At 66.4% G+C, this 21802-nt stretch carries 20 protein-coding genes, 1 tRNA gene and 1 other RNA gene; 13 read left to right on the top strand and 9 right to left on the bottom strand.

Translation table 11 applies throughout. The features are described from left to right. Nucleotides 1-587: 587 nt before the first annotated feature. The 3 genes from FBY28_RS11530 to FBY28_RS11520 form a co-directional block, all read right to left on the bottom strand. Complete coding sequence (locus tag FBY28_RS11530) at nt 588-1562, bottom strand: S1C family serine protease (RefSeq protein ID WP_216847633.1); 975 nt, start codon at nt 1560-1562, stop codon at nt 588-590. Nucleotides 1563-1690: 128 nt separating this feature from the next. Beyond that, nucleotides 1691-2434: a lipid uptake coordinator LucA gene (gene lucA / locus FBY28_RS11525; protein ID WP_141866835.1), complete on the bottom strand. Its 744-nt coding sequence runs from the start codon at nt 2432-2434 to the stop codon at nt 1691-1693. Nucleotides 2435-2518: 84 nt separating this feature from the next. After that, nucleotides 2519-2604, bottom strand: a tRNA-Ser gene (locus FBY28_RS11520). Between the two features lie 81 nt (nt 2605-2685). On the opposite strand from FBY28_RS11520, the gene ffs reads away from it, so the two are divergent. From ffs to FBY28_RS11505, 3 genes are all read left to right on the top strand, one after another. Next, nucleotides 2686-2780: signal recognition particle sRNA small type (gene ffs / locus FBY28_RS11515), an RNA gene on the top strand. 58 nt (nt 2781-2838) lie between these two features. Then, nucleotides 2839-4125, top strand: coding sequence for an aspartate aminotransferase type Ic (locus tag FBY28_RS11510; RefSeq protein WP_141866833.1), 1287 nt, complete (start codon nt 2839-2841; stop codon nt 4123-4125). 28 nt (nt 4126-4153) lie between these two features. Beyond that, complete coding sequence (locus FBY28_RS11505) at nt 4154-6073, top strand: DNA polymerase III subunits gamma/tau (protein ID WP_141866831.1); 1920 nt, start codon at nt 4154-4156, stop codon at nt 6071-6073. 12 nt (nt 6074-6085) lie between these two features. Here FBY28_RS11505 and FBY28_RS11500 read toward each other — a convergent pair whose 3' ends face one another. Continuing rightward, complete coding sequence (locus tag FBY28_RS11500; protein ID WP_141866829.1) at nt 6086-7393, bottom strand: class I SAM-dependent methyltransferase; 1308 nt, start codon at nt 7391-7393, stop codon at nt 6086-6088. Then, nucleotides 7390-8760, bottom strand: a complete 1371-nt coding sequence (locus tag FBY28_RS11495; RefSeq protein WP_141866827.1) for an FAD-binding oxidoreductase — start codon at nt 8758-8760, stop codon at nt 7390-7392. Before FBY28_RS11495 ends, FBY28_RS11500 begins: the two co-directional genes overlap by 4 nt. Before the next feature lie 70 nt (nt 8761-8830). Here FBY28_RS11495 and FBY28_RS11490 point away from each other — a divergent pair, with 70 nt between their 5' ends. After that, on the top strand, nt 8831-9268 hold the full coding sequence (locus tag FBY28_RS11490) for an SRPBCC family protein (protein WP_019513640.1): 438 nt from the start codon (nt 8831-8833) through the stop codon (nt 9266-9268). A gap of 12 nt (nt 9269-9280) precedes the next feature. Here FBY28_RS11490 and FBY28_RS11485 read toward each other — a convergent pair whose 3' ends face one another. Beyond that, nucleotides 9281-10033 carry an Rv3717 family N-acetylmuramoyl-L-alanine amidase gene (locus tag FBY28_RS11485; protein WP_216847631.1) on the bottom strand — a complete coding sequence of 251 codons (753 nt, stop codon included), beginning with the start codon at nt 10031-10033 and terminating at the stop codon, nt 9281-9283. Between the two features lie 123 nt (nt 10034-10156). Here FBY28_RS11485 and FBY28_RS11480 point away from each other — a divergent pair, with 123 nt between their 5' ends. Both FBY28_RS11480 and recR read left to right on the top strand, forming a co-directional pair. Further along, the gene (locus FBY28_RS11480; RefSeq protein ID WP_019513638.1) at nt 10157-10492 is read left to right on the top strand and encodes a YbaB/EbfC family nucleoid-associated protein; all 336 of its coding nucleotides are present in this window, start codon (nt 10157-10159) and stop codon (nt 10490-10492) included. A gap of 11 nt (nt 10493-10503) precedes the next feature. Continuing rightward, nucleotides 10504-11115, top strand: a complete 612-nt coding sequence (recR, locus tag FBY28_RS11475) for a recombination mediator RecR (RefSeq protein ID WP_083062294.1) — start codon at nt 10504-10506, stop codon at nt 11113-11115. Nucleotides 11116-11118: 3 nt separating this feature from the next. Here the strand turns inward: recR and FBY28_RS11470 are convergent, their stop codons facing one another. Beyond that, on the bottom strand, nt 11119-11823 hold the full coding sequence (locus FBY28_RS11470; RefSeq protein ID WP_141866825.1) for a type 1 glutamine amidotransferase: 705 nt from the start codon (nt 11821-11823) through the stop codon (nt 11119-11121). Next, nucleotides 11820-13076 carry a Mur ligase family protein gene (locus FBY28_RS11465; protein WP_141866823.1) on the bottom strand — a complete coding sequence of 419 codons (1257 nt, stop codon included), beginning with the start codon at nt 13074-13076 and terminating at the stop codon, nt 11820-11822. Before FBY28_RS11465 ends, FBY28_RS11470 begins: the two co-directional genes overlap by 4 nt. 73 nt (nt 13077-13149) lie before the next feature. Between FBY28_RS11465 and FBY28_RS11460 the strand changes: the two genes are divergently transcribed. Then, nucleotides 13150-14139, top strand: a complete 990-nt coding sequence (locus tag FBY28_RS11460; protein ID WP_141866821.1) for a DEDDh family exonuclease — start codon at nt 13150-13152, stop codon at nt 14137-14139. Here the strand turns inward: FBY28_RS11460 and leuA are convergent. Further along, nucleotides 14121-15953: a 2-isopropylmalate synthase gene (leuA, locus tag FBY28_RS11455; RefSeq protein ID WP_141866819.1), complete on the bottom strand. Its 1833-nt coding sequence runs from the start codon at nt 15951-15953 to the stop codon at nt 14121-14123. The two genes, FBY28_RS11460 and leuA, sit on opposite strands and share 19 nt — an antisense overlap. A 234-nt stretch (nt 15954-16187) precedes the next feature. Here leuA and FBY28_RS11450 point away from each other — a divergent pair, with 234 nt between their 5' ends. Genes FBY28_RS11450 through FBY28_RS11425 form a run of 6 tightly spaced genes read left to right on the top strand, consistent with a single transcriptional unit; the run spans nt 16188 to nt 21800 of the window. After that, complete coding sequence (locus FBY28_RS11450; protein ID WP_141866817.1) at nt 16188-17003, top strand: WXG100 family type VII secretion target; 816 nt, start codon at nt 16188-16190, stop codon at nt 17001-17003. Further along, a complete protein-coding gene (locus tag FBY28_RS11445; protein ID WP_141866815.1) occupies nt 17003-17293 on the top strand; it encodes a WXG100 family type VII secretion target in 291 nt (96 codons plus the stop codon). The genes FBY28_RS11450 and FBY28_RS11445 overlap by 1 nt, the downstream gene beginning before the upstream one ends. Before the next feature lie 4 nt (nt 17294-17297). Next, nucleotides 17298-20108: a WXG100-like domain-containing protein gene (locus FBY28_RS26190; protein ID WP_141866813.1), complete on the top strand. Its 2811-nt coding sequence runs from the start codon at nt 17298-17300 to the stop codon at nt 20106-20108. 11 nt (nt 20109-20119) lie between these two features. Then, on the top strand, nt 20120-20518 hold the full coding sequence (locus FBY28_RS11435; RefSeq protein WP_216847627.1) for a hypothetical protein: 399 nt from the start codon (nt 20120-20122) through the stop codon (nt 20516-20518). Further along, complete coding sequence (locus FBY28_RS11430; RefSeq protein WP_141866809.1) at nt 20511-21329, top strand: hypothetical protein; 819 nt, start codon at nt 20511-20513, stop codon at nt 21327-21329. The genes FBY28_RS11435 and FBY28_RS11430 overlap by 8 nt, the downstream gene beginning before the upstream one ends. Nucleotides 21330-21374: 45 nt before the next feature. Further along, nucleotides 21375-21800 carry a hypothetical protein gene (locus FBY28_RS11425; protein ID WP_141866807.1) on the top strand — a complete coding sequence of 142 codons (426 nt, stop codon included), beginning with the start codon at nt 21375-21377 and terminating at the stop codon, nt 21798-21800. Nucleotides 21801-21802 lie beyond the last annotated feature (2 nt).

The following is a 21802-nucleotide window of genomic DNA, read 5'->3' as shown; positions in this document are numbered from 1 at the left end:
TGCAGTTCCTGTGTTTGCCGACATTTGCCAGGTCAAAGAGCCTAAAGGGGCTCCAGCAACCTCTCAGTCCGTTGCCAGAGCGCGCCTCGCCGGCCGCCCGGATCAGAGCGTCCCCCGAGTCCGTGACAGCGATCCGCGCGGCGTTGGCGCGCGTCCGTCGTCGCGCATCCGAGTGCCGGCCGCGTGAACGGACACCGCCCGAACACCGCCGACCGTTGCGGACCGGCCTCGGCATCGGGGTTGACGTCTATAACTGCTGTTCAAATGCCTTTTCGGGTGCTGCGTGGCATGGCCCGTTTGCTGCGCGGGACGGGATCGCGTCATCAACGCAGGCGGCGCGCCGAGGGCCGTGCCTCGTTTGCCTGAGACGGCCTCGCCTCGGTACTACGTGACAGGTCGTGCGCACCCACCGATTGCTGTGTGTGCCGACACCTTGTGTGGCAGATGTTGCGCAACTCACCTGTCGTCGCCGGCGCGTTGCCAGCAACGGCGACGCGGTACCCGCCGAAGCGGTCGGAAAGATTGGTGGATTTCCAGATGCGACATCCGTTTGCCGCGTGTCGTGGGTCGGATCGGACCCGACGAGGTCAGACGCCTGCCAGCAGGGCGGCCTTGCCGAGCCGGTGTTGGCCGGCCCGGTCGACCCAGGTGAGATCCAGGACGTCGCCCGGGTAGTGCCGGTCGAGGACACTGGTCAGATCGGCGGCTGATTCGATACGCACGCCGTCGATGGTCAGGATCACGTCCCCGTTGGCCAATCCTGCGCCCGCGGCGGGCCCGCCGGGCATCACATCATGGACGAGGACACCGGGGAACGCCTCGTGTTGTTCGGCACTGCTGACGCCGACCCCGAGCAGGGTGGGCGGACCGATGTGCACGGTGTCGGACGGTGTCCCGGACCGGATCTGATTGGCGATGCTCATGGCGTCGTTGATCGGGATGGCGTAACCCTCGCCGCCCGGGCCCATCCGGAAGTTGACCGACGCCGCGGTGGTCAGGCCGACGATCTCGCCGGCGCCGTTCACCACGGGTCCGCCGGAGTCACCCGCGCGCACCGGGGCCGCGAACTCGAACAGGCCGGTCATCTCGGTCGCAGTGCCGGACAGCTCGTCCTCGGCGCTGATCGTGCGACCCAGGGCGGAGATGGAGCCGAACTCACGCGTCAGCGGATTGGCGCTGCCTTGCGCGTTGCCGATCGCCACCACGGGTTCACCGACGGCGAGACGCGCGGAATCTCCCACCGGTGCCGCCGGTAAGCCGCCGGCACCGCGCAGCTGAAGGACGGCGATATCGCGGCCGCGGTCATAGCCCAGGATGTCGGCACCATAGCTGCCGCCGCCGACCACCGCACTGATCACATCGGCGCCTTGGACGACGTGATAGTTGGTGAGAACCTGGCCGCCGGGGTCGAGGACTATGCCGGTACCGGTGCCCAGGATGTGCTGGTAGTCGACGATGGTGTCGATGCGGACCACCGAGGGTTCGACCCGGTCGGCTGCCGCCGCGACGTCAAGCGGTTCCGCGCCGGCAGGACCCGGGGCGGCCAGCAGGGCAAACGACAAAGCGACCGCCGACGCGGTGATCCAACGTGTTACGTGGACTATGCCCATGTGCCGCCCATTCTGAAGGTCTACAGCTCAATACTGACTGCACCAGCGCGAACTGTCGACGTCAGTAGGCGCAGAGCCCGTCAGTCCTCGGTCGCGACGCCGCCTCGGGTGCGGGCCCGGCGGGTCTTACCGGTGGGTCGACGGTTACGCAGCTTGCCCGCCGGCTCATCGGTGGCACCCGGCTCGGTCACCTCCGGTTCGGCGGTGTCGGCGTCCGTCTCGTCGGCACCGGTCTCGTCGGATCCGGCCTCGTCGGGCGCAGCGTCATCGGCTTCGGCACTGTCCGCGGCTTCGGCACTGTCCGCCTCGGGCTCGGCCGCCGCGGTCTCCTCGACGGCGTCCGTCTTGCGGCCTCGACCACGCTTCTCGGGCTTGGTTGCCAGCGGTTTCGGCGGCGGCGGCGGGAGTTCGGCGACGAAGGCCAGGTAGAACGCGAATGCGCCGAGCAATGCGAGGGCGGCCGCTGCACCGTAGATGCCAAACAACCATTGGCCGACGTTGTCCAGGTCCAGCCAGTTCTCGCTGATGCCGGCACCGAGGATCAACAGACCTGCCGCCACATGCCCGACGATCGACCACACCCGCAATTGCAGGGCCAGGGTCGGGGTACCCAGTTCGGGTTTACGGGTCCGCTGCAGCGTCAGCAGCACCGGCAGCGCAGTGAGAATCACCAGCACGCCGCACACGATGCGCATGACGGTGCCCAGCGTCGCAGGCCACTCACCGGTCAGTTCGAACCAGCGGGGCAGGACGAAGAGAAAGTAGAGGACGCCGGCGATCACCAGCGACGACGCGTGCCACAGCGATGCGATACCGCGCCGCATATTCCTCCCTAGACGTCCCCCTGGACGATGTTTGTGGTCCCGGGGCGTGACCGCGATGTTCTCGATCACGCCCCGGACCAACGGCGGAGGATAGGGGATTTGAACCCCTGAGGGCTATTAACCCAACCCGCGTTCCAGGCGAGCGCCATAGGCCACTAGGCGAATCCTCCGTCGGCCATGGTAGCCGACCGCCGGGCGACCTCCGACCAGCCACCGGTCTTGTCGATCTGCACGGGGTACTACACTCGGCACTCGGACCCCGCGCGGCGTCCATCCTGTGAACTCCCCCAGGGCCGGAAGGCAGCAAGGGTCAATGGGCTCTGGCGGGTGCGCGGGGTCCCCTTATGTTTGACCAGCACATGTTCACGGCTTGGTTGATAGCGCCCGTTGTTGAAAGGCCCTCAGTGTCGTACGAGTCCCTCGGCCGTGACGAACTGTCTGCGCAGCACGAGCTGCAGCAGCGCAACTATGCGGAGCTGCAGGCCCAAGGCCTGAAGCTCGATCTCACCCGCGGCAAACCGTCGCCGGAGCAGCTCGACCTGTCCAACCGGCTACTCGAGCTGCCCGGGAGTGGCCGCGACGCCTACCGGGACGGGGATGGCACCGACACCCGCAACTACGGCGGGCTGCACGGGTTGCCGGAACTGCGCGCCATCTTCGGTGAGCTGCTCGGTATCCCGTCGTCCAACCTGATCGCGGGGAACAACGCGAGCCTGGAGTTCATGCACGACGCGGTCGTGTTCTCCCTGCTGCGCGGCGGTGTGGATTCGCCCCGGCCGTGGTCTCAGGAGCCAGGCGTCAAGTTCCTCTGCCCGGCCCCGGGATATGACCGGCACTTCGCAATCACCGAGAGCTACGGCGTCGAGATGATCCCGGTTCCGCTGCGCGAGGACGGACCCGACGTCGACCTGATCGAGGAACTCGTCGCCCACGACCCGGCCGTGAAGGGCATGTGGTGCGTGCCGGTCTACTCGAACCCGACCGGCACCACCTACTCACCTGAGGTGGTGCGCCGGCTCGTGCAGATGCCGACGGCTGCCCCGGACTTCCGGCTGTTCTGGGACAACGCCTACGCCGTGCACACCATTACGAACGAGTTCGTCGAGCAGGTCGACGTGCTCGGACTGGCGGCCGAGGCCGGCAACGAGAACCGACCGCTGGTGTTCGCCTCCACGTCGAAGATGACCTTCGCCGGTGCCGGGGTGAGCTTCTTCGGTGGCTCCGATGCCACCATCACCTGGTACCTGCAGCACGCCGCGAAGAAGTCGATCGGTCCCGACAAGGTCAACCAGCTGCGCCATCTGCGCTTCTTCGGTGACGCCGACGGCGCCCGGGCGCACATGCAGAAGCACCGCGAGCTGCTGGCGCCGAAGTTCGCGCTGGTCGCCGAGATCCTCGAAGACCGGCTCGGGGAGTCGAAGATCGCGAGCTGGACCGATCCCAAGGGTGGTTATTTCGTCAGCCTCGACGTGCTCCCGGGGACCGCCAAGCGGACCATCGCGCTGGCCAAGGATGCCGGTATCGCCGTCACCGCCGCCGGCGCGGCGTTCCCGTACGGAAAAGACCCCGAGGACAAGAACATTCGTATCGCGCCGAGCTTCCCCTCGGAGTCCGACCTGCGTTCGGCGATCGACGGTCTGTCGACCTGCGCGCTGCTGTCGGCCACCGAAGCGCTGCTGGCGCGCGACTAGTCGGCCGCGCTGGGTAACCTGGGCGACCGTGGCGCTCTACCGCAAGTACCGACCCGCAAGCTTCGCCGAGGTGGTCGGCCAGGAGCATGTCACCGACCCGTTGTCGACGGCGCTCTCGGCAGGCCGGATCAATCACGCCTACCTGTTCTCCGGCCCGCGCGGCTGCGGTAAGACGTCCTCGGCCCGCATCCTGGCGCGCTCACTGAACTGTGAGCAGGGCCCGACGCCGACCCCGTGCGGGGTGTGCGATTCCTGCGTCGCGCTGGCCCCCAACGGCCCGGGCAATGTCGACGTGGTCGAGCTGGACGCCGCCAGCCACGGCGGTGTCGACGACACCCGTGAACTGCGTGACCGGGCGTTCTATGCGCCCGCCCAGTCGCGGTACCGCATCTTCATCGTCGACGAGGCGCACATGGTCACCACGGCCGGGTTCAACGCGCTGCTCAAGATCGTCGAGGAGCCGCCGGACCACCTAATCTTCGTCTTCGCCACCACCGAGCCGGAAAAGGTTCTGCCGACCATCCGGTCGCGGACCCACCATTACCCGTTCCGCTTGTTGGCCCCCAAGACCATGCGCGGGCTGCTCGAACGGATCTGCGCCGACGAGGGCGTGACGGTCGATGACGCCGTCTATCCCTTGGTGATCCGCGCCGGCGGTGGTTCACCGCGTGACAGTCTCTCGGTGCTCGACCAGTTGGTCGCCGGGGCTGAGGGCAACCGGGTGGTGTACCAGCGGGCGTTGTCCCTGCTGGGCGCAACCGATGTCGCCCTGATCGACGAAGCGGTGGACGCGTTGGCGGCAGGCGATGCCGCCGCGCTGTTCGGCGCCGTCGAATCGGTGATCGATGCCGGTCATGATCCGCGCCGTTTCGCCACCGACCTGTTGGAGCGGTTCCGCGACCTCATCGTGATGCAAGCGGTTCCGGACGCCGCCGACCGTGGTGTGGTGGACGCACCGGACGGTGTCCTGGAGCGGATGCGTGATCAGGCCACCAGACTGGGTGCGGCGACCCTCGCCCGCTACGCGGAGGTCGTGCACGCGGGACTGGGTGAAATGCGCGGTGCCACCGCGCCCCGGTTGCTGCTGGAGGTGGTCTGCGCACGGTTGCTGCTTCCATCGGCCCATGACACCGAATCGGCGCTGCTGCAACGCATCGAGCGCATCGAGACACGGCTCGACATGGCCATTCCCGGCGCGTTGCCGAATGCCGGACCCGCCGAGACGCCACCCGCGCCGGCACGCCAGTTCGTGCGTGCCAGCCGCGCCCAGGCGCAGGCCGAGACCGCGGCGGCACCGGCTCCCGTACCGCCACCGCGGCCCGCGCCCACCCCGGAACCGGCGCCCGTTCCCGAACCGGCGCCCGCGCCCGTTCCCGAACCGGAACCGCAGCCCGAGCCGCAACCGGCACCCGAGCCCGCTCCGACACCGGTGCCGAGGCCGCAACCGGTTCCCGAACCGACCCCGACCCCTCCGCAGCCTGGCCCGGTGCCGACACCGGCCGCCGCCGCGGTCGCCGAACCCGATGCCGCCGCTGTTCGAGCGTTGTGGGATACGGTGCGCGAGAAGGTCAATGCCCGCAGCAAGCCGGTCAACGCGATGCTCGCCGACGCGATCGTCCGCGCGGTCGACGGCGACATCCTGGTGTTGAGCCATCGCGCCCCGCCGCTGGCCAAACGGCTCAACGAGCAGCGCAATGTCGAGGTCATCCGCGAGGCTCTCAAGGATGCGCTGGGAGTCAACTGGCAGATCCGGTGTGTGCCCGACACCGGTGAGCCGGTGCCCTCCGACACCGAACCCGCAGCGCGACCGGACCCGGCCGCCGAGGAGGAGCGGATGCTTGCCGAGGCGAGCGCCGACACCTCCGAGGTCGTTCGACGTGACCCCGAGGAAGTGGCCATCGAGCTCCTGCAGAACGAACTCGGGGCGCGTCGGATCGAGAAGGGCTAGACCGGAGAAGGGTCAGGCCGTCCACCACTGGCGCAGCGGCAGACCGCCGTCGTCGCCGTGATCGTCGGTCTTGACGGCCAGAATCTGATGTAGCTGAACGACATTGGATTCGAAGCCCAGGCGCGATCCGGCCATGTAGAGGCCCCACACCCGCGCGGTGGGCAGGCCGACCTCCGCGACCGCCTCATCCCAGTGGTCGACCAGGTTGCGGCACCAATCCCGCAGTGTCATCGCGTAGTGGTGGCGCAGGTTCTCCTCGTGGATGACCTCGAGCCCGACGTTCTGTGCCTCGGTGATGATGCGGCCGGAACCCGTCAGCTCCCCGTCGGGAAAGACATAACGGTCGATGAAGAAACCGGCGGATGCGCCGGCGCGATTGTCGGGTCGGGTGATGCAGTGGTTGAGCAACAACCCGCCGCTGCGCAGCCGGGCCTGCAGGAAGGCGAAGTACGCCGGATAGTTGGCCACCCCGATGTGCTCGGTCAGCCCGATGGAAGACACCGCGTCGAAACCCGATTCGGTGATATCGCGATAGTCCCGGTGGCGGACCTCGGCGAGGTCGGACAGCCCCTCGGCGGTGATCGCGCGCTGGGCCCATTCGGCCTGCTGGGCCGACAGTGTCACGCCGAGAGCGCGCACACCGTGCCGCGCGGCGTATCGGACCATGCCGCCCCAACCGCAGCCCACGTCGAGCAGGCGATCGCCGGGGCGTAGCCGGAGCTTGTCGAACACCAACCGGTATTTGTTGTCCTGAGCTTGTTCCAGCGTCGCCGACTCGTCGGGATAGCACGCACAGGTGTAGGTCATCGACGGGCCGAGAACCCATTCGTAGAACGCATTGGACACGTCATAGTGGTGATGGATCGCGCCCGCGTCACGAGACCTGCTGTGCCGTAACCCTTCGACGACGCGGCGCCAACGGGGCAATGCCTCCTGGGGCGGCGGTGCCACGGGCAGAAGGTGTTCCACCCCGATCGAGGCGATGATGTTGGCCAGCACCCGAGCAGGAGGGCGCTTGAACGCCGAGGAGGCTGCCAGAGCGCGCAACAGCTCGTACGGATCGCCGGGGTGCACGCCCACCGGCTCGATATCGCCGGCGACATAGGCGCGGGCCAGACCGAGCTCACCGGGGGCGGTGGCCAGGTAGGTCGTGCCGCGTGGACGTCGCAGGTCCAGTCCGACGGCGGCGTCGGCGGGGCCGGTGGAACTGCCGTCGTAGGCGGTGAATCTCAACGGCAACTGTCCAGCCGCGAAGATCTCCAGGATCTCGGCCAGGCTGAGCCGGCTCTGATCGGGGGCATGGTCCTTGTAGGTGGTCATCGCCTTTGCACCGCCTTCGCGTACAGGTCGAGCAATCGGGACTGCGGGTCATAGTTCTTCTTCACGGTCCGATACGCCTCTCCACCGTAGAGTTGGTCGAATTCCTCTGGGCTGAAGAACGATTCCGAGTACAGCGATTTGTGTCCGTCGAGTTCGGCGACCTTCTCCTCGATGCGCCGGTTGGTGAATCCCGGGGTGGGCCCGGCCGGGACCGAAGACCAGAACCCAATGTTGACGTAGGTGTGGTGCGGGCGCAGCGGGTAGAGCGGCCAGTGCTCATCGGCGCGCAGTCGCAGCGGGCACAACCAGATCGGTTCGATCGGCACATTGTCGAGAAACCAGTCCAGGAACGGCACGCATTGTTCGACGGGTACCTCGACGTCCTGCACCACGCGCTCCCGCGGCGGTCGGCCATGGTGTTTCTCGATGCGGTCGGCGATGTGGAAACGCTGGTCGTAGCCGATCAGCTTCCAGTAGAAACTGCTGCGTCGGTACCGCCGCGGCCACAGTCGTCGCAGCAACGGATGCTGGGCGCCGAATGCCCTTGAGCACCAGAACCAGTCGGTATCCCAGCGCCACAGGTAATCAGCGATGGTCAGCCGGTCGTGATCGATGTTCTGGATCGACCGGTAGTAGATGTCGCGACCGGTGTAATCGCTGACCGGGCCGGGCGCGGGGGTCTGCGTACCCAGACACAGATAGCTTTCGGTCGCGCTGAACACCACCCCGTCCAGGTAGTCCACGGCAGTGCCGTCGTAACCGTGGGTGTCGATGACGCGTTCCATCGTCGACACCAGCTCGGTCAGCGAGTCGAAACGCAGGTGACGTAATGAGACGAACGGGTGCACAGGCTCCAGTTCGATCTTCAGCCTCACCGAGTATCCCAGCGTGCCATAGGAGTTGGGGAACGCATGGAACAGATCGGGGTGCTGGTCGCGGCGTGCGGTCACGATCTCCCCGGCGCCGGTGAGGATGTCCAGCTCGAGGACCGACTCATGCGGCAACCCGTTGCGGAAGGATGCCGACTCGATACCCAGTCCCGTGACGGCGCCACCGAGGGTGATGGTCTTGAGCTGGGGCACCACCAGCGGGGACAAGCCGTGGGGCAGCGTTGCCGCGACCAGATCCTCGTAGGTGCACATGCCCGACACATCGGCGGTGCGCGCCCGCGGGTCCACGGCGATGACACCGGTGAGGCCGGTGACGTCCAGTCCCGGGGCAGCCGAGGTCTCCCGCGTCCGGAACAAGTTGGACGTGGGTTTGCTCAGCCGCACAGTCGCTGTCGCGGGGATGGCGTCGTAACTCGCCAGCAGTCGCTGGACGCCCGCCTCGTGCACAGCTTGTGCGTCCGCCGCACCGACAGACACACATATACGCTAGTCCTCGGTCGCGGACCTTGCGACCGGACAGCTACATGATGACGGGAGTTTTGCACTCATGGGACAGGTCAGCGCCTCCAGCACTGTGTTGATCAACGCCGAGCCGGACGCTGTGCTCGCCGCGGTCGCCGATTACCAGACGGTGCGGCCGAAGATTCTCTCCTCGCACTACAGCAATTACGCGGTGCTGCAGGGCGGTCAGGGCGCGGGCACGGTGGTGACCTGGAAGCTGCAGGCCACCGAGTCGCGTTCGCGCGATGTGAAGGCCAGCATCGATGTGGCAGGCAAGACCGTCATCGAAAAGGACGCCAACTCGTCGTTGATCACCAATTGGACGGTGGCGCCGGCGGGCACCGGGTCGACGGTCACGGTCAAGACCTCGTGGAACGGGGCCGGGGGTATCAAGGGATTCTTCGAGAAGACCTTCGCCCCGCTGGGTCTGCGCAAGATCCAGGCCGAGGTGCTGGAGAACCTGAAGAAGGAGCTCGAGGCCTGACTGGTATCGCGCCTAGCCTGGCTTGTTGGCCAGCCAGGTCGCGATTCCGCGGGCCACGGCCTCGGCGAGCTTCTGGCGGCCGGCCTCGGACTCCATGAGTGCCGAGTCGGCGGGGTTCTTCATGTTGCCCAGCTCGACAAGGATCGACGGGAACTGGGCCAGGTTCAGCCCGGCGATATCCGACCTCGGGTTCAGCCCGCCGGAACCGATGTAGTTCGACGGCGGTATGCCGGAACCCTGCAGTTGGTCACGCATGATCGTTGCGAATTGGACCGACGGACCCGCCTGCACGGTGTTCAGCGGCGGCGAGGAGTAGAGCACGTGGAATCCGCGTCCGGTCGCGGGTCCGCCGTCGGCGTGCACGCTGACCACCGCGTCGGGGCGCAGGGAGTTGGCCATCGCGGCGCGTTCGTCGATGCACGGACCGAGGGCGTCGTCGTTGCCGCGGGACATCGCGGTGCGCACGCCGTTGGCGTTCAGGATCGCCCGGACGCGCAGGGTCACGTCCCAGTTGAAGGTGTGCTCGGGATAACCGGAGTCGCTGGTAGTGCCGCTGGCCTGGCAGTCCTTGGTCCCACCGCGTCCGTTGGGGACCTGCCGGCTGATCGAGGCGTCGTTGGCGCCGTTGTGGCCGGGGTCGAGGAAGACGATCTTGCCGGCGATGCTGTTCGGGGCGGCCACGGCGGTCGGGGCAGCGCCGGACGCGGCGACGAAGACGAGCGTGGCTGCCAGGGCACCGACACGCATGCTCTTGGGGACGTGCACGCCGCCACGGTAGTCGCGGTGGCGGCTAGTGTTGAGGGGCAAATCGCCTTGGGCTCGTAGCGCAACGAAGTCGAGACCGAGCCGCAACCAACCCGCAGTGCCAGCTTCGAGAAGGGATCCCCGATGCAACCCGGTGGTGGTCAGCCCGATATGTCGGCACTGCTCGCACAGGCACAGCAGGTGCAGCAGCAGTTGATGGAGGCCCAGGAGGCGCTGGCCAATGCCGAGGTGCACGGTCAGGGCGGTGGCGGTCTGGTGCAGGTCACGATGAAGGGCAGCGGCGAGGTGATCGGTGTCGCGATCGACCCGAAGGTGATCGACCCCGCCGATCCGGAGACGCTTCAGGACCTCATCGTCGGTGCGCTCGCCGATGCGTCCAAGCAGGTCACCATCTTGGCCCAGACCCGGCTCGGTCCGCTCGCCGGTGGGCTGGGCGGCTTCGGGATCCCCGGAACCTAACTTGTACCGCCATGTTTGAGGGACCTGTTCAGGACCTGATCGACGAGCTCGGCAAGCTGCCGGGAATCGGTCCCAAGAGCGCGCAGCGCATCGCGTTCCATCTGCTGTCGGTCGAACCACCCGATATCGACCGGTTGACCGCCGTGCTGGGCCGTATCCGCGACGGTGTGACCTTCTGCGCGGTGTGCGGCAACGTCTCCGATGCCGAGCGCTGCCGCATCTGTAACGACCCGCGCCGCGATGCGTCGCTGGTGTGCGTTGTCGAGGAGCCCAAGGACATCCAGGCCGTCGAGCGGACCCGCGAATTCCGCGGCCGCTATCACGTACTGGGTGGCGCGCTGGATCCGCTGTCGGGGATCGGGCCGGACCAGCTGCGCATCCGGGAACTGCTCAACCGCATCGGTGAGCGGGTCGACGGCGTCGATGTCGCCGAGGTGATCATTGCCACCGACCCCAATACCGAGGGGGAGGCCACGGCCACCTACCTCATGCGCATGTTGCGCGATATCCCCGGGCTGACGGTCAGCCGGATCGCCTCGGGCCTGCCGATGGGCGGTGATCTGGAGTTTGCCGACGAGCTGACGCTGGGTCGTGCGCTCGCCGGTCGCCGCGCGATGGTCTGACGCTCAGACGCGGCGCGGGGCGGCCAGCCGTTCCTTGCGCAGCAGCTCGACCTCGGGCAGTTGCAGCGGTGGCAGCTGGCCGACCACCTGCGACAGCAGATGGTCGGCCAGTTCCGGATTGCGCGCCAGGCACGGCCCGTGCAGGTAGGTCGCGACGACACTGCCCTGCACGGCGCCGTCGTATCCGTCGCCGGCGCGGTTGCCCGCACCCTTGGTGACCGCGGCCAGCGGTTCGGCATCCGTGCCGAGAACCGTTCCACCGCGGTGGTTTTCGAAACCGGTCAGCGGTTGCGTCAGTCCCGATATCAGCGGTGTGGACGCCACCTCGCCGATGGTGCGGGCGTCCTGCGGCGAGGTCGTCACGTCGAGCAGGCCGACACCGTCGACGCGTTCACCCGCCGAGGTTTCATACCAGTGCCCGAGCACCTGGATGGCCGCGCAGATCGCCAGCACCGGCGCACCACGCACCGCGGCGCGCTGCAGACCCGGATAGCGGATCAGGTGCTTGGTGGCCAGTCGCTGGGCATAGTCCTCGGCGCCGCCGAGGGTGTAGATGTCCAGTGAATCGGGCACCGGGTCGGCCAGCGTGATCTCGATTATCTCGGCATCGATGCCGCGCATCGCCAGGCGCCGACGTAGGACCACGGCATTACCGCTGTCGCCGTAGGTGCCCATCACATCCGGGAGTACCAGGCCGATCCGGATCATGAGACCCGCCGGTTCAACTGCAGGAAGGCGGTGTAGTTCGCGATCACCTCGACATGTCCGGGGGGACAGGATTCGATGGCCGCAAGTGTGTCGTGCACCAGCGTGTGCTCGACGCCGGCGTACCCGAGCCGCACCGCCAGATCCGTGCCACGTTCACCGGCCGCCACCACCTGCGTCTGCTCGAAATGCTCGAATCGCACATCCCACAACCAGGAGAGGTCCTCACCGTCGGGTACCTGTCCGTTGACCGAAATAACAACTCCTGCAGCATCTTTGTCGATCATCGACAGTGCCTCCTGCCAGCCGGCGGGGTTTTTGGCCAGCAGCAGCCGCGCGGTGTGGTTACCGATCCGCACGGTGCGGTAGCGCCCGGCAACCTCGTCCACCGCGGCGACGGCGGTGACGGCGGCGGCCGGGTCGGCGCCCAGTGCGACCGCCGCCGCGACGGCCTGAGTGGCGTTGCCGCGGTTGGCCGCGCCGGGAAGCGCCAGGGCCATCGGCGCCGTGAAGCCACCGGGGCCGTGGATATCGGTCTCGTCGAAGTACCACTGGGGCGTCGGCCGCTTGAAATCCGTTCCGGTGGAATACCAGTGGTTACCGTCGCGGACGATGGTCTCGCCGCTGCGCGGGCAACTCACCGAATCGCCGGCCCATGATCCGCCGGCGGCAACCCACACCACATTCGGACAGTCATAGGCGGCCGAGGTCATCAGCACATCGTCGCAATTGGCGATGACGACCGCATCGGGATGCCGGGCCAACCCGGATCTCAGTGTCCGCTCGATGTGATTGATTTCACCGACCCGATCCAGCTGGTCCCGCGACAGATTCAGCAGGACGATCACCGCGGGCTGCACCGCATCGCTCACGTGCGGGACGTGCATCTCGTCGACTTCCAGGGCGGCCAGTTCCGCCTTGCGGGTACCGGCCAGCGCGGCGACGAGTCCGGCGTCCATGTTGGCGCCCTCGGCGTTGGTGGCCACCGGACCCATGGTGGCCAGCGCCGCGGCGGTCATCCTGGTGGTGGTGGACTTCCCGTTCGTGCCGGTCACGACGACGCTCCGGCGCCCAGCGCCGAGTTGGCCGAGGATGGACTTGTCGATCGACATGGCGACCAGGCCGCCGATCATGGCGCCCGCGCCGCGGCCGGTCACTCGCGATGCCCAGCGGGCGGCCGCCCCCGCCCCCAGCGCCAACCGGCCCCTGGGGCTGATTGTCCGGTGGCTGCGCTCCTGCTCGCCGGTCGAGACCATGAAGCGGATTTTAGGTGCCCGACACGCGGCAGTGCGATCCAGTGTTGTCGGACCACCGTGCAACCCTGGGGTCATGAGCCAGTGCTGGGGCCGGCCGGCGGCCGACGCGGGCGCCGGATGGGCCGTCGTCGACGTCGAGACGACGGGTTTCCGGCCGGGCCAGGCTCGGGTGGTCAGCGTCGCCGCGCTGGCGGTCGGCGACGACGGCAGCGTCGAGCACAGCATGTCCTCGCTGCTCAATCCGGGGGTCGATCCCGGCCCCACCCATGTGCACGGCCTGACCTCCGACATGTTGGAGGGGCAACCGACCTTCGCCGATATCGTCCCGCAGCTGATGGAGGTCCTGCACGGACGCACGATGGTCGCGCACAACGTGGCCTTCGACTACGCCTTCCTGGCTGCCGAGGCCGAATTGGTCGGGGCGCAACTGCCCACCGATACGGTGATGTGCACCGTCGAATTGGCCCGCAGGCTGAATCTGGGCACCGAGAATCTGCGGCTGGAGACGTTGGCGAGACATTGGGGTGCCACCCAGTTGCGCCCGCACGACGCCCTCGATGACGCCCTGGTTCTCGCGCAGATCCTCAAACCGGCGTTGGTGCAGGCACGCGAACGTCGCTCGTGGCTGCCGATCCGGCCGGTGAGTCGACGCATCTGGCCCAACGGCCGGGTCACCCACGATGAGCTGCGCCCGTTGAAGGTGCTTGCCGCCAGGATGCCCTGCGCCTTCCAGAATCCGGGACCCTATGTCGCGGGCCGGCCGTTGGTGCAGGGCATGCGCGTGGCGTTGTCCGCGGAGATGACCCGCACCCACGAAGAGGTCATCGAGCGGATCCTCGATGCGGGGCTGGCGTACGCCGAGAACGTCGATCAGCAGACGTCGCTGGTCATCTGCAACGCCACGGAGCCGGAACAGGGTAAGGGCTTCCAAGCCACCGAGCTCGGCATCCCGCTGGTCGGCGATGCCGAGTTCATGGCGATGATCGACCGTGTGGCCGGCGGTACCGATATCGAGCCGTTCGTCGATGCCACCGCCGACGGCGATCAGTTCGCGTTGTTCTGACGCGCGGCCCGGTTCACCGCCGAGACCACCGCCCGCAGCGACGCGGTCGTGATCGAGGTGGCGATACCGACTCCCCATACCGTGCGGCCGTCGATGGATGCCTCGACGTAGGCGGCGGCTTGGGCCTCCTCGCCGGAGGACATCGCATGCTCGGAGTAATCCAACACGTTGACGTTGAACCCGATGGCGCCCACGGCGTCCACGAACGCCGCCAGCGGTCCGTTGCCGGCACCGACGATCTCGCGTTCCTCACCGTTGACCAACACCGTCGCAGTGATGGTGTCGGTTCCGCCGTCCACTTCGGCGGCGTCCACCTTCTGCCGGATGCGTTCGAGCGGAACGATCGGCTGCAGGTACTCCTGTGAGAACGCGTCCCAGATCTCCTTGGGCGAGACCTCACCGCCCTCGCCGTCGGTGATCTGCTGGATGGCCTGGCTGAACTCGATCTGCAGCCGACGAGGCAGCGCCAGCCCGTGATCGGCCTTCATGATGTAGGCCACGCCGCCCTTGCCGGACTGCGAGTTCACCCGGATCACGGCCTCGTAGGTACGCCCGACATCCTTGGGGTCGATCGGCAGGTACGGAACCTGCCACAGGATATCGTCGACATCCGAATCCTGTTCGTCGGCAGACACTTTCATCGCGTCCAGGCCCTTGTTGATGGCGTCCTGGTGGCTGCCGGAGAAGGCGGTGTACACCAGATCGCCGCCGTAGGGGTGCCGCTCGTGCACCGGCAGCTGGTTGCAGTACTCGACCGTGCGGCGGATCTCGTCGATATTGGAGAAGTCGATCTGGGGGTCCACGCCGCGGCTGAACATGTTCAGGCCCAGCGTCACCAGGCAGACGTTGCCGGTGCGCTCACCGTTGCCGAACAGGCATCCCTCGATCCGGTCCGCCCCGGCCTGGTAGCCCAATTCGGCTGCCGCAACGGCGGTTCCGCGGTCATTGTGCGGGTGCAGGCTCAGGATGATGGAGTCGCGAGGGGCCAGGTGCCGGTTCATCCACTCGATCGAATCGGCGTACACGTTGGGGGTCGCCATCTCGACGGTGGCGGGCAGGTTGATGATCAGCGGTACATCGGGTGTGGGCTTGACGATCTCGGCAACGGCGTTGCAGACGTCGACGGCGTACTCCAGCTCGGTGCCGGTGTAGGACTCCGGCGAATACTCGAAGCGCCACTGGGTGTCCGGGTACTTCTTGGCCTCCTCGACGCACATCCGCGCGCCGTCGGTGGCGATCGCCTTGACCGCGTCACGGTCTGCGCGGAACACCACGCGGCGCTGCAGGATCGAGGTCGAGTTGTAGAAGTGCACGATCACCTTCGGCGCGCCCGAGCACGCTTCGAAGGTGCGGGTGATCAGTTCCGGCCGGCATTGGGTCAGCACCTGGATGGTGACATCTTCGGGGATGGCGCCCTGCTCGATGATCTCGCGGACGAAGTCGAAATCGGTCTGACTGGCCGATGGGAAACCGACCTCGATCTCCTTGTAACCCATGCGCACCAGCAGGTCGAACATGCGGCGTTTGCGGGCCGGGCTCATCGGATCGATCAGTGCCTGGTTTCCGTCACGCAGATCCACCGCGCACCAGGACGGAGCGGTGTCGATGACCTTGTCCGGCCAGGTCCGGTCGGTCAGGCGGATCGGTTCGACCTCTTCGGCGAAGGATCGGTACCGGTTCACCGGCATCGACGAGCCGCGCTGGGTGTTCCACGCCGGCTGGCCGGGGTTGGGGGCTCCCGCGGGGGTGTTGATGGTGCGCACCGACGAGAAGGCGTCGGGGGAATCTACTGAGGACTTGCTGAAGCTGGTCATTGTGGTGGCTCCGGGGTCTTGTGGTTGCTATCAGACCGGCGCATCGCGAAAACCCGCGACGGGAAGCCAGTCTGGATCAGACCCCGTCGCGGCGTCCGAGAAGGAGCACACGCTGCACGTCGGCAACTGTACTCCGGGTGGCGCGTCAGCCAAAACGGCGCCCGCGAATTGGTGCGACCCAGGGTTGTGAACCCGGCTTAGGGTGCTAAGGGAGGCGAACCAGTTGGGGGTGAGATGAGCGGGTCGGTCGAGGTGGTCACCTCGGAACTGCACGTCGCGGCTGATCGATTGCGCGCATCCGCTCAGCGCCTTCAGGACGGTCTGTCGTCGGTCGACCTGGAGACCGGCAACCTGCTGTCATCGGGTTGGAAGGGCGAGGCCGCCACCGCTTTCGAGAAGTACTGGGATCAGTGGCACAACGGGGCGGGACAGGTGGTCCGCGCGCTGCAGACCATGTCGGATGCTCTTGATGAGGCGGGCCGGGTCTACGCGGCCCAGGACGAAGAGGCCGGTCGGGCGCTGGACTCGTCCATGCAGGGCGGTGGCGGCGGTACCGGAGGCGGCGGCGGTACCGGCAGCAGTGGTGGTAGCGGCAGTCCGGCAGGTGGCGCTGCGCCTGCGGCCGCGTCCTCGGCCGGCGGCTCGGCTGCCGCGGCCGGCGCGGGGAGCGGACAGGCCGGCGGTGCTGGTGCGAGTGCCCCAAGCCTGGCCGACTCGATGAATCTCGGCCAGGTCATGCAGCCGTTGTCGCAGCTGGGAGCGATTCCGGCGCAGATGGCCGGCCAGTTGACCGCAGGCATGGTGCAGGCCGGACAGCTCGCAGCCGGAGCAGCCCAGCAGGCGGTGCAGGCGGGTATCGAGATCGCCCAGCAAGCCGAGGCTGCCGAGATGGCACAGGAAGAAGCCCAGAGCGGGGAAAAAGAGCCCGACGCGCAGGCGCACGAGGGAGCGTCGGCCGGTGCCGAGCCGGGTTCGGCAGCGCCGGTGGAGCCCGAGCGTGCGGATCCTGGCACGTCGGGTCCCGAGTCCGCGCCCGGTAGGAGGTTGTGATGACGAAGCTGGTGGTGGACTTTCCGCAGTTGCAGGGCGCCATCGACCATATGGCGGAGTTCGGCCGCGAGGTCGCCGAGGTGCTCGAAGAGATCGACCAGGCGGTCGCCGCGCTGCGCGCCAACTGGGAGGGCCAGGCGTCGGACACCCAGGCGCAGACCCAGCAGCAGTGGGAGGACGGGGCCGAGCAGATGAAGACATCGCTGGAGTCGCTGCGCCAGGTCGCCGACAATGCGCGCAAGAACTACTCCGACGCCGTCGACAAGAACGGAAAGATGTGGGCGGGCTGATTCGGTGCGGATCGAGGTAGACCCACAGACCCTGATCGACGCCGGCAAGAACGTCGGTGCGTTGGGGACACAACTCGGGGCGCTCTCGGATGCGATGGGTCAGGCGCTCTCCAGCGGGATTGCATCCGGCGGAGATCCGGCGGGACTGAGTTTCGGCATCAAGTACAGCCGCCAAGCGGACGACTTCGGCAAGCTTCTGGCGCAGATCACCGATGCGTTCAACAATGTCGGCGTCATGTTGGAGGCGACGGGGTTCAACTACCAACATGCCGATCAGGCTTCGGTCGCCGGTGGCGCGGGTCCGACCGGAAATGTCAGCGGACAACCCGAGAAGACCGCGGTGCCCGACGCGCCCTACGGCCCCAACGGAAGTCTGGTCACGCCACCGGGGAAGTGGTACGTGATTCAGCCGTTCATCCGGATGATTCCTGTGATCGGCATTGCGGCGGGGGTTGCACTCACCTGGCCCTCCGGTAATTCCGGGATGATGAATGTGACTGCCGCGCAATGGCGCAACATTGCACGGGGGTTGAGAGTTTTCGAGCCGGCACTCAATGCGTCCAAGGCGAGCGTCGGTGCGCAGAACATTCCCGAGGGTGCGGACATCGCGAATGCGTTGTCGCAGATTGGCAGTTCGGCCACCAATTTGGCGAGCGCTGCCGATGAAATCGCCACTTCGGTCAGTGATTTCGCCAATAGTGTGCAGCAGACCCAGGATGCGATCCGTGACCTGCTGAATCGGATCTCGCTGGACGGTTTGTGGGACACCGTCACAGGCCTGCTGTCCGGAGACGGCGACAAGGTGCTGCGCGAAATCGCAGACGACGTCAGTACCGTGCTGGAGAACTTCCAGAGTCAGGTCAAGGGTGTGCTCGGTCTCCTCGATGAGCTGGGGACGTTGCTGGGAGAAGCTTCCGATGCACTGAACAGATGGGCACGACCGATTCTGGTCGAGACTTTCGGCGAAGGCGCGGGTAATGCCATCGCCAACGTCATGGACCTCTACACCGATATCCAGGTCGGCGGCGCGGTGGCGGTCATCGGTCTGGTGTCCGGCACCGTGGCGCTTGCCGATCTCGACACGTGGAAGAACCTGGCGGACACCGCGATCATGATCGCGAAGGATCCGAGCAAGATCGATGACGTCCTCATCCAGTCGGGCAGCGAATTCATCGCACTCGACGAGTGGAAGGGCGAGAATCCTGGCCGGGGCTTCGGCGAAGCCGTGGGGAACATTGCCACCCTGTTCATTCCCGGCGGTGCGCTCGCCAAGGGAGGCGCGGTGGCCAAGGGGCTGGCCGCAACCCGCAACCTGCTGGAGAAGGGCGAGCTCGGGCGGCTGGGCAGGCTACCGGGATTGGGCGGTCGCGGCACTCCGGATCTTCCCGATCTGCCGGACAATCCTGGCGCACCTCACGTTCCGGAGTTCACCCCGCCGCCTGGAGTTCCGCCGTCGGTGGTGAATCCCCCGGGGGGAAGCCCGGGGTCGCCGAACAGCAGTCCGTCGGTGCGACCGCAGACCGGTGAACCGGGTGGTCCGTCGTCGACGGGCTCCGGTCCGGGGGCGGGAAATGTGCCGTCGCCCGATGGTGCTGCTCCACACCATGATGGCGCCGGCCCAGGCACTCCGTCGACCGGTGGGCCGGCACCCACCGGTGGCAGTCCGACCCACGGTGGCGGTGAGGGGTCCGGCGGTTCAGCATCGGGTGGCCCTGTACCGACAGGCGGGTCCCCAAGCCATGGCGGCAGTGATGGGCCGTCGAATGGCACGCACCCGTCGCCGCCGGTCAGCTCCCCGGCCGACTCGCCGGGTTCGGACGGTCCGAGCAAGCCGGGCGGTGGCGATGGGCCGGGCCCGGTGTCCGGTGGCGACGGGTCGAACTCGGGCAGCGGCGACGGGCCGGGCGGTGGCTCGTCGGGTGGGTCGGAGTCCGGTGGCGATTCATCGAACGGCGTGGGATCGGGTCCGAACGGCGATGGGTCGAGTGCTGATCCGGGCATGTCGCAGAGTCCAGGCAGCGCGGAGGGGCACCCGCCCACCCACGGTGAGCATGGTCCGTCCGGTCCGGGTGACGACGGACGCACCTATACGATGTCCGACGGGAGCTCCCACCAAACATCCTTCGCTCCAGAACAACTCGGAGACAACCAACGCGTGAGTGACGCTCTGGAGCGCAACGGCGTCAGTCGGGACGACTTCATCGATCTCGTCAACCAACCCATCGACTCACTGTCACCAGAGGAGCGGGATCTCATCACCGCGGTGCGCGACGATCTGCCCGCGCCGGGAATCGACACTGTGATGCAGAAAGTAATACCACCAGGTGAATTCGATGCCGACGGCATCTTCAAGCCAGGGGGAGCCGACAACTACCTCGGAGGTGCGTACGCTCCAGACGGTATGCGTGGCGCAGTCACGATTGCGGACGACACCGCGCACTTGGGCACTCCGGGCATGATTCACGACGGTCTGCGCCTTGATTACGACAAATCGGCGTTCACGCCGAATGACGCCAACGCCCACGTCATTCGATTCCAGACGGACCCCGCCTCTTCCGGTTCGTACGACGTGCCGAGGCACTCCAGCATGGGCGGCAGCGGAGATTATGACGGATGGGGTGACCCGTTCACCGGCAACGGGTTCACCAAAGCCGGTGATGACGTAGTACCGGAGTACGGTGCGAACGACATCAGAATGCGAGAAGGTGCAGAAATGTGGGAGATTCTCGATGACGGAACTCAGCGCCTCGTAGCCGTGCTGCAGCTGGACGCAGACGGTAACGCGAGTTGGTTACGATTCGCTGAACCCAAATGATGAGTATGCCTGTGACCGGTGCCGTAGCTGAGTACCGTGGCTCGCGGTACCGCGTGCTGTTCGGAAACTCTGAGTGGTTTGCGCTGCGCGTCGATCGCGATGTCGAGATACCGGATGCGATTGCACGTGGTGAGCGACGTTTGCCGCCGGCGGGCACCGAGCAGTGGGCGAAGGTCCCCATCAGTGCGATTGACGGAGTCGTGGACATCCGCGTCAAGGGCATCGTCCGGGGCGAGAAAGTCTCGCTACAGAGTCAGCTGTCTGATGGGCGCATTCAAGTGGGTTTCGTAGGCTCGCCGGTGGCGGCAGAGAAGCTCGGCTTGGAGGGTGACCAACATATGGGTTGGATCGGGTTTTTCGATCCGGATGAATTCAGTGACATCCAGGTGGAAGAGACGCGCCGTGGCTGAATCATTGGTTCTGCAAAAGCTGCTCAACACAACTCAGGCCACATCCATCGTGCAGGCCGGGGCAGACCAGGTCGGCGGATACGTGAGTGCAGCGTCGGCGGTGGCCGGTTTGCGGACCCCGGCTGACATATTGGCGGCTCACGGTATCGACGCCTCTCCGGAGTTCGTTGATGTGGTGCGATTCGAGCAACCGCGCCTGACGAAATTCACCGTTCCGCCAGTGGGGGAAAGGCCATGGCCGACCTTTCCGACCGGATTTCTGCGCGGAGACTCGTTCGCGCCGGTGTGGCTGATGAGTCGGACGCGCTATTCCTACGGCGCTGAGTACTGGAGGATTCGCCACGACGGGGAGCAGAAGGTCCTTTCGCGCTACGAAGGTGCGGCGCGCGGGTGGATAGGCGCCCAGCGATGGCGGCCGCCGAGTCCCATCGTGGGAACTCTTGCCAAATGGCAGAACGGCGAGTTCTTCGCCGACGTGGTCGCGGATTCGGTTCTATTGACGAGTCTCGGCCAGGAAGCTCCCGCTGGTTTCGACCTTGTTCACCCCGGAGTTTGGTCAGCAACTGTTTCGTTGGCCGACTGTGAGGTTTTCGAGCGAGTGATTACAGCGGAACTTGACGGTGTGCCTGTTCGGTTGCTTCAAAACACCGGAGGCCGTGCCGATGTGCTGCTTCTCACCGACGAACCGGACGTGGCCGAAAGTGTGGGGGCCGGACTGGTCGAGTCAGCGGTTTATGAACTGGAGGTCAGCGCTGACCGCTTGGTGAATCTGCGGGGCGTCGACAATCTGCTTGTGCTTGACAATAGCTGACGAGATCTTTCCGAAGCCACTGGGGTCGCAGGAAGATGAAAAATGATGACGGACTTTGTGGATGAGATCGAGGCAACAATCGGCCGGGTACTGTCCGATCGAGGACTCGTGCTTGTTGAAACCTTCGAGGGGTCTGACAGTGGCGGGCGCGAGCTGAAGGTCGCGTACTTCGCGAATTCCGAGTGCAAGATTCAGATCTACTACTGGGCACGCGAGGCTGAGACGAATTGCATGATCGCTCTCCTTGACGCGCCGAACGAATTCGGCTTGCTAAGCAAGTCCAAGAAGTGGCAGTTCTTGACCAGATTCGTCAAGAAGCCTGACCTTCCGCTGGTTGAGATCGCCGAACAAGCACGGTTGGAGCTCGAAAGCTTTGCGAACCCACTCGAATGGGTCGGAGACCGCATCGACCGCTTCTACGACGTCGCTCTTGCGGGAATGAAGGAGAGGTACGGCGGTTGCCGACCTTGATG

This window comes from Arthrobacter sp. SLBN-53, from assembly GCF_006715585.1.
Lineage (GTDB): Bacteria > Actinomycetota > Actinomycetes > Mycobacteriales > Mycobacteriaceae > Mycobacterium > Mycobacterium neoaurum_A.
This window is presented reverse-complemented; position numbering and strand designations above follow the sequence as displayed.